General features: G+C 37.0%; 3 protein-coding genes. 1 reads left to right on the top strand and 2 read right to left on the bottom strand.

Features of this window, described 5'->3' with window-relative positions:
- Positions 1-187: 187 nt before the first annotated feature.
- A complete protein-coding gene (locus ACFIO3_RS06255) occupies positions 188-4,846 on the bottom strand; it encodes a translocation/assembly module TamB domain-containing protein (protein WP_375614913.1) in 4,659 nt (1,552 codons plus the stop codon).
- On the bottom strand, positions 4,846-6,810 hold the full coding sequence (locus tag ACFIO3_RS06250) for an autotransporter assembly complex family protein (RefSeq protein WP_375606131.1): 1,965 nt from the start codon (positions 6,808-6,810) through the stop codon (positions 4,846-4,848). The genes ACFIO3_RS06255 and ACFIO3_RS06250 overlap by 1 nt, the downstream gene beginning before the upstream one ends.
- A 409-nt stretch (positions 6,811-7,219) precedes the next feature.
- Between ACFIO3_RS06250 and ACFIO3_RS06245 the strand changes: the two genes are divergently transcribed.
- Positions 7,220-7,374 (top strand): magnesium chelatase domain-containing protein (locus tag ACFIO3_RS06245; protein WP_375704206.1); only part of this gene is annotated, 155 nt, incomplete at its 3' end.

Below are 7,374 nucleotides of genomic sequence, written 5' to 3'. Positions count from 1 at the left end.
GCAAAATAACATACTATCTTTCGTGAAGATTTTGTCCCTTTAGAGAATAAATCGAATATTTCAGATAGTTCTCTTCAAGCCTCAACAAAAAGCTTCTTCTTTTATAGTATTTCTAGTCTATGTCTTCTTCCTCAGATTTAGAAATGAGAGACAAAAAACGAAGAAATTGTTTTTTTAAATTCAATCTTTAATAATCTCTTTCATAAAAGAGACCTATACTAGAATTTTGTTCATTTCCTATGGCACCTTTAGCTTTGAGATGACGCGAAATATCTAAATTAATTGTCCCTTTCGTTGTTCCATCAGACCCTGCTTCAAAGCCCAAATAAATATTATTGTGTATGTAGCGTCCAATACGTAAGCCTGTATTACCCTTCTCATTAACGATAACATCAAGATCATCAAGTCCAATTTTAGTTCGTAAAGTATTCAACAAAGATGTATTAGAACCACCTGCAAGATCAGCCGCTGCCGCTGCAAGTTGAGCAATCTGAAATGGTGATAATTCATTAAGAGAGCGATTAAAAATCAAACGCGCCAAAATCTCATCCTGAGGCAAATTTGGTTGTGATGAAAAATTAATATCAAGATTATCAACCGTCCCACTTACAGTTACAGTGACGCGAATATCACCACTGTTATTGTTGGTTACAAAATAAACCGTAGGATTAAGATTACCACTAAAACTCGCTTGTCCTTGATCGAAATTAAGACGTTGCGACAGGATATCAAAACGTCCACGAATCATTCTAAATTCACCAACTGGATGCACATCATTCAATGGACCTGCTAGATTAATGCGTCCTCCCAGTTCAGCATCTAAGCCTTTTCCGCGTACAAAAAATTGATTGCGTGCAGTAATACGCATATTTGATAGCACGACAGATGAAGATTCTTGTGTAACTATACGGCTTTTGCTTTTGTTCGTGTTCTTAACATCAGCACGTTCAAGTGTTGTTTGAATCGATTTAGTTAAATTCTTATTTCTAACATCAAGAAACTTGGCACTTTTAAAATGATCAGGAACAAAAACTTCAGCTTTTTCAACGATGATATCACCACCAAGAACAAGATCATTTAAAAAATGACCTGTCATTGTCATCTCACCTGATAATGTTGCCAGAATCATAGAACCATCATTATAATTGGCATTATCAAGATGAAATATCAAATCTGTCTCTAGACCATTAGAAATACGACCTGAAGCAGAAATTCCTCCCCCCTCAAACGAAGAAGCTGAAGCTTTTTCTATAAGGATATGATCACCTTTCAATTTGCCTTCAATTGTTATATTATTCAATCCTACATTTGTTTGTGAATCAAAAAAGCTACCGTCGCCTATAGAAATATTTCCTATCAATTGTGGCTTTGATAATGCCCCATTAAGAGCTGTATCAATTCTTGCTGTACCCGTTATATGTGCACCACGCTTGGCTAATAAGAGATTAACAAAATCAAGAGGCATTATCCCTTTAACGTTTAATTTTGCCTCTGAACCATTAAGAGATACAGGCCCATGGATGGAAAGATCTAATCCTTTATCTCCAGTAGCTATCATATTTTCAATATGAAATGTCGATTTTTTATAAGAACCACGAGCATTTATATTGATTGACATCGGTCCTTTAGGCGTCATAGCGGTTAAATTTTGACTAGAAAGCTCAAAATGAGCAGATGGATCCTTCATTCTTCCACCAATATCAACTTTACCTATCACTGTCCCATCAAGTGCTTGTCCTGCAATAAAACCATTCGCCAAACGCGCAGATAAATTTTGCAAATTAATATGAAAATCAAGCGCATTTTTCTCTAGAGATATATGCCCCTGAGCTTGTGCTTGTACTCCTTCTCCTGTTAAATTTGCATTCAAAGTAAGATTTTGATCTACAGTGTTTCCCGTAGCAGAAAGAGAAAAAGGCATAATTTTTTTATCTTGAAAAGCAACGGTTGTCAGTCCCTCACCTTTTATATCGTAATTTATATCAGGTTTTTTTAAATGACCACGAATCATAACCTGCCCTGTTACACTCCCTGCTGCTCCAAGATCGGATTTCCACAAATTGACTAAAGTAGCAGGAAGGGCATTCATTGTAAGTCGTAAATTCAGGGTATCTTGAATATTCCCTGCTAAGATGATGTTGCCCCCATTTATTGCAATTCCTAATTCATTGATTGTTATTCCATCTTTATCAAAAGCAATTATGGATGGCTTCAGCAATGTTGCATGAAAAGTATGTTGTTTTAAGTCCACAGTTTCAATTTGCACTTCTCGTTTTATACTTTCTGGAAGTTCCTCAACCATTAAACGACCAGAAAGCCGTGCATTGAGAGTATCATGCAACATCGCCTGAACAGTAAAAACCGTTTGTCCATTATTCCTATCAGCGTGAGCATTTAAACGATTGACCATTACCAAAGGTGTTTGAATATGTTCTGCATTGAGAACTCCTTCAAACTGAGTCATGCCAAAAGGATCGAATATATCAGCATCTATTGCCAATTTTTTTATTTTATTCTTGGAAAAATTCAAATGGTTAACATGCGCCTTCACATTGGTTTTTTGTCTGCCATTTTGTTCATCAAAAATAAAATCTCCTTTTACTTTTCCACTACCATCCTGCAAAAATAACGCTGAAAGTACGGAAATATCATCGGCATCAATATGCAGCGCTCCTTTCAAAAAACCTCCAAGTTGTTGAGAAAGACCACCGGTTATTTTTGCATTTCCCCCTCTAATATCGATATTTTCAAGTTTTCGAATTTTATGAGAATCTTCAAAAGAGGCCGATAAATGCAAAGGTTTCTTAGCAAAAGTTCCTTCACCTTTTACAACTCCTGTTAAAGAAGTAATCGGTGCTGTATTATCCATAAGTGCCTCTATGTTAAACGTTGTGTTTTGAAGTTTCTTCCCCACAAAGAGTGCTTCAGCCACATGAGCACGTGTATTTAGTTTTATATGGCTATTGCTCCCTCTCGCCGTACTTTGAATTGTAAGTGCACCACTTATCTTTGGGTCTAATTTGGACAAATCAGATATTTGAGCAGATAAGTCCATTTTAGCGCTTTCATCTGAAAAATAACCATTAGCCTTTATGTTTGTATATTGATTTTTCAAATTCCAATGACGTAAAATGAAGCCCTTTGTATTTCGAGCAACTCCACCTGAAAGACTAGTATTTCCTTTGAATAAACGATCAAAAGACTGCATGCCTATTTTCATATCGTCAGCCATTCCTGATAATTGGAGATCAAAAATGCCACTCAATAAACTGATCGTTCCTTTGGCTTTAATATCTGCATTACCAGAAAGTGATTGTTTACTGAACACTTCCAAAGGAGTTAATGTTTGAGCTTTTAAACCGAGATCGCCTTTAAAAACAAAATTCTCCATTGTCCCTTTTAACCAAGAAGAAAAACCCTGAGCCGTAACACTCAGATCATGAATCAAAATTGGTTTATTCGAAACAATATCAGTATCTAAATGCACATGAACCGCTTGGCTTAAATTTTCTACTAACGCTCCCTTAATCTTTTTAACCCCTTGAAGCGTCCCTTTAACCTGAACACCAACATGACGAGAAGCTACATTATCAAGATTTTCGCTTACTCCTCCCATATCAAAAATTGCATCGCGAATATAAATATTTTTATTGCTTAAATGACTTACAACCAACCGCCCATTCCAAGATTGTTGCCCTTCGCGACCATAGTCAATGTTCAAAGCAAGAGTATTCGCAGGTTTTGGCACTTCTGATACAGATAAATGAACAGACTCCTTTTCGTTATCAAGAGCCATTTTGCCATCAACAAAAAGCCGTCGCAAGAATCCATCGGCGGTTATTTCAGCATTGACTATAACATTCATTGCTTTGTTCTGAATAACCATCTGATCAAGGTGTGTCAAACCTTCTTTTGTTCTTCTTGCCTTTGCTTTTAATGTTATATTAGATTCAAAGAGACTACGATATTGAGAAGGTATTAAAGGGCTCAGTGTTCCCTCTAGTTTCGTAGAAAAACTCTGTCCTTCTGGAACGCTTGCAAGAATAACATTACCATCTACAATAGAATGATGATCAGACTCTAAAGAAAGTTTGATAACCAAATCATCAAAAGTACCATCACCTTTCATGACGAGATTTAATGCCGGACGTTGTTCAATGTTAAAAATATTCGCCAAAATACCATTTTGTGGTTCGTTAGCAGAAATATCAATTTGAGCTGTACGATTACTATCAGATATCTTGGTGAGAACAGAAAAAGAACCCGGTGCATCTAAACGATGAGCTGCTATATCGACATCAAAATTACCACTAGCCAAGGTGAAATTGCCTTTTAAGGATATATCAGCAGAAAAACCAAAAAGATTCTGTTCAAATGTCACATGTTGGGCTGTAAGTGTATTGATAGAAAGAGCAAGCGGCAATTTTGGTAAAGAGAACTTACCTGTCTCAAGGGAAGAAACAAAAGAAGAGTTGCCTTGCGGTTTGCGTAAAAATGTAACCTGTTCTGCCGAAAGCTGGTTAATATCCATCCGCCCTCTCAGCAACGCTAGACGATTCCAATCCATTTTAGCATTGGTAATTTTAAGCCAAACCCCTTTTTTATCACTGACAGTAATAGTATCAATTGATGTTTGAGAAGACAGTGTCCCTTGCATATTGTGTAAACGAACTTGACGATTAGGCGCTGAAAGCTTTCGTTCAATTAAAGAAACAAACCATGAGCGATCATCTGTTTTCATTTCGCTAGAGGGAAGAATGTCTCCTCTTTGCGCAAAAACAAAACAACCCACCCCAAAAAACAAAAATACAAAGAAGAAAGCTGATAAACGTGCACCTTTTTTCATTAAAATGCTTGCCCTATACCCACATAAAAACCAATGCGAGGGTCACCCTTCTCTCTCTTTAAAGGAAAGGCTAAATCAACGCGTAAAGGACCAAGACCCGTCATATAACGACCTCCTATACCGGCTCCCCATTTAATTTTTTGAGAAAAATCAAAATTCGCCTTTTCCCCTACTAAACCTCCATCAAGAAAACTGACAAACCCTATTTTATCATTTAAAGAAACACGCAATTCTGCTGACCCCTCAATAAGCGCCCGTCCACCAACAACCCCATCATTTTCTGTTTTGATACCAATATTACGGTAAGCATAACCACGAACAGAGCCCCCACCACCAGCAAAAAAAAGCGTATTTGCGGGTACTTGTGCTGTATCATTCCCAAGAATTGTACCAAGCTTTGCCCGCGCAGCAACAACAAAACGATCCCCTTCATCCAACGCCCAATAAGAGCGACCTTCTGCTGTTACTTTTGCAACAAAGTTGCTAAAACGCATCTCATAAAAAGGCTCAATGAAAACTTCACCATATAAACCTTTTGTTGCATTAAACTTATTATTACGACTATCGTAAATCAAGCCGCTAGGGAAACCGATTGTTGTAAAATTACGGCTCCCAAAATAGACATCACGTGAATAACCATTTGAAACTTCTACAGCAGCCTGTCCCGATAGATTACCATTAAAAATATGCGTAATACCTAATTTTCCTTTGATGGCTTTTGTCGTATAATTTTCTAAAACATCTTGTTGTATTTTTAATTCTGACCTGAAATCTGTATCTGGCGTGAGTACACCGGGCTTTACAAATGTGCCTCCGAAAAGATAATCAAAATTTTTAAAATTATATGATTGCTTTTTATTGCTACCAACACCAGTTATTTTTGTTTCAATTTTAAGAGTCTCTGCATGACCAAAAAGATTGTTATGCATCCAATAAGTCTCAAAACCGGCACCGTCTAAAGTTGAATAGCTACCGCCTACACCAAAACGACGCGGTTTATGTTCTTGTACAACAAGTGCAAGCGGTAAACGTCCATCTAGATTAATAGTATCAGCCTCACGTATATTGATAGCACGAAAAACACCAAGGCGCGCAAGACGTTCATTTCCCTTAGCTAACGCATCGGAATCGTATATCTGCCCTGGTTTCAATCCGGTCATCCACGCGATATAAGCTGAATCTACACGTGGTTTCTTACTTATATTACGCACACTTAAAGGACCATAATAAGCCTTTTGTCCAGGAGCAACAACAATCCGTCCTTCAACACGCAACGCAGCATGGTCAGCCACGACCTCACTCTTCATAATTTTAGCTTTAGCATAACCTTGTTGCCGCCATCCTTCTATCGCCCATTTTTCTGCTTTCAAAATAGTTTCAGATTTAGCAATAGCCCCAACTTTATAGCCCAATTCTTCAATTGTGGGCATTTTATGCGCTTTACGTTTTTCAAACGGAGCTACTTTATCAATATTTGCAATACTAAAAACATATTGTGGACCAGCATTAATTGTAATAACAATATTGGACCGTGCTGGAAGTTGAGTTACCGGACTTAAATCAGCGACTTCTAAGCCATTAATTTTAATACTAATAATACCACCATAGCGTCCATCAGCATAAAGAGCAGAAAGAATTGCTCGATAATCTGAACGCGCCTTGGCGAGCAAACCAGAAGAACTGGCGGATGCTTTCTCTTTATCAGCAACAAGAGAAGAAACAGATTTAACTATTTTTATACCTTCTAATGGTGCACCTGGCGGTGCAACAACATCAACTTTATAAAATTTCTCTGTACTTTTAGCATAATGTGAAGAAGAATTTGTTTTCTTTTGACCAAAAAGAGGGATGCCGAAAAAATCAAATGCAGCAAGTGGCTGTGGAAAAGAAAAAGTAAAACACAAGCCTATAAATACACAGCGCATAGTCCCTGATTTTAACAAAATTCTTGTCTGGTATACCATAAAATCAGATACCTTATAATACACTTTGCATCTACTACGCTTTAAATAATATAAAAATAAGAAAGGTAAATATAATTACTTTGCACATTTTACACGTTTTATCACATCAAATAACACTCTGCGATACATAACGTTATCCTCCCCTTATATTTTCATAAAATTCTGCACTGTTGTATAACACGAACAGCCTCATTCTTTTTTTTCTTAACATATTTATTTAGCTTATTATAAATGTTTTATTGCGTCCCATATCATCATGGTTAAATTTGTACAAATGACTTTCCATGGGAATGCTAAAAAACTGCCCACGTATATAGTTCTCTCTATAAAAAAAGCTATAGAGATGCTTCTTGATTTTTATAAATAGATATGATTGTCTCTACCAAGTCTAAAGGGGGAAAATAAATAAATGATCGCACGTATTACAACTGTTGCTTTTCGCGGTCTAGAAGCAGTCCCTGTCGATGTACAGGTTATGATTTCGTCTGGTAAAATAGGAATGGCTATTGTTGGATTAGCTGATAAGGCAGTTGCAGAAAGCCGTGAACGTGTACAAGCAGCCCT

This window comes from Bartonella sp. AD328YNZD (assembly GCF_042196425.1).
Note: the sequence above shows the minus strand (reverse complement) of the source record. Positions and strands in the feature narration are given on the sequence as shown.

Excerpts from the sequence above, each read along its gene's own strand:
- ACFIO3_RS06250 (WP_375606131.1), bottom strand. The coding sequence starts at position 6,810 with ATGGTATACCAGACAAGAATTTTGTTAAAATCAGGGACTATGCGCTGT.
- ACFIO3_RS06255 (WP_375614913.1), bottom strand. The coding sequence starts at position 4,846 with ATGAAAAAAGGTGCACGTTTATCAGCTTTCTTCTTTGTATTTTTGTTT.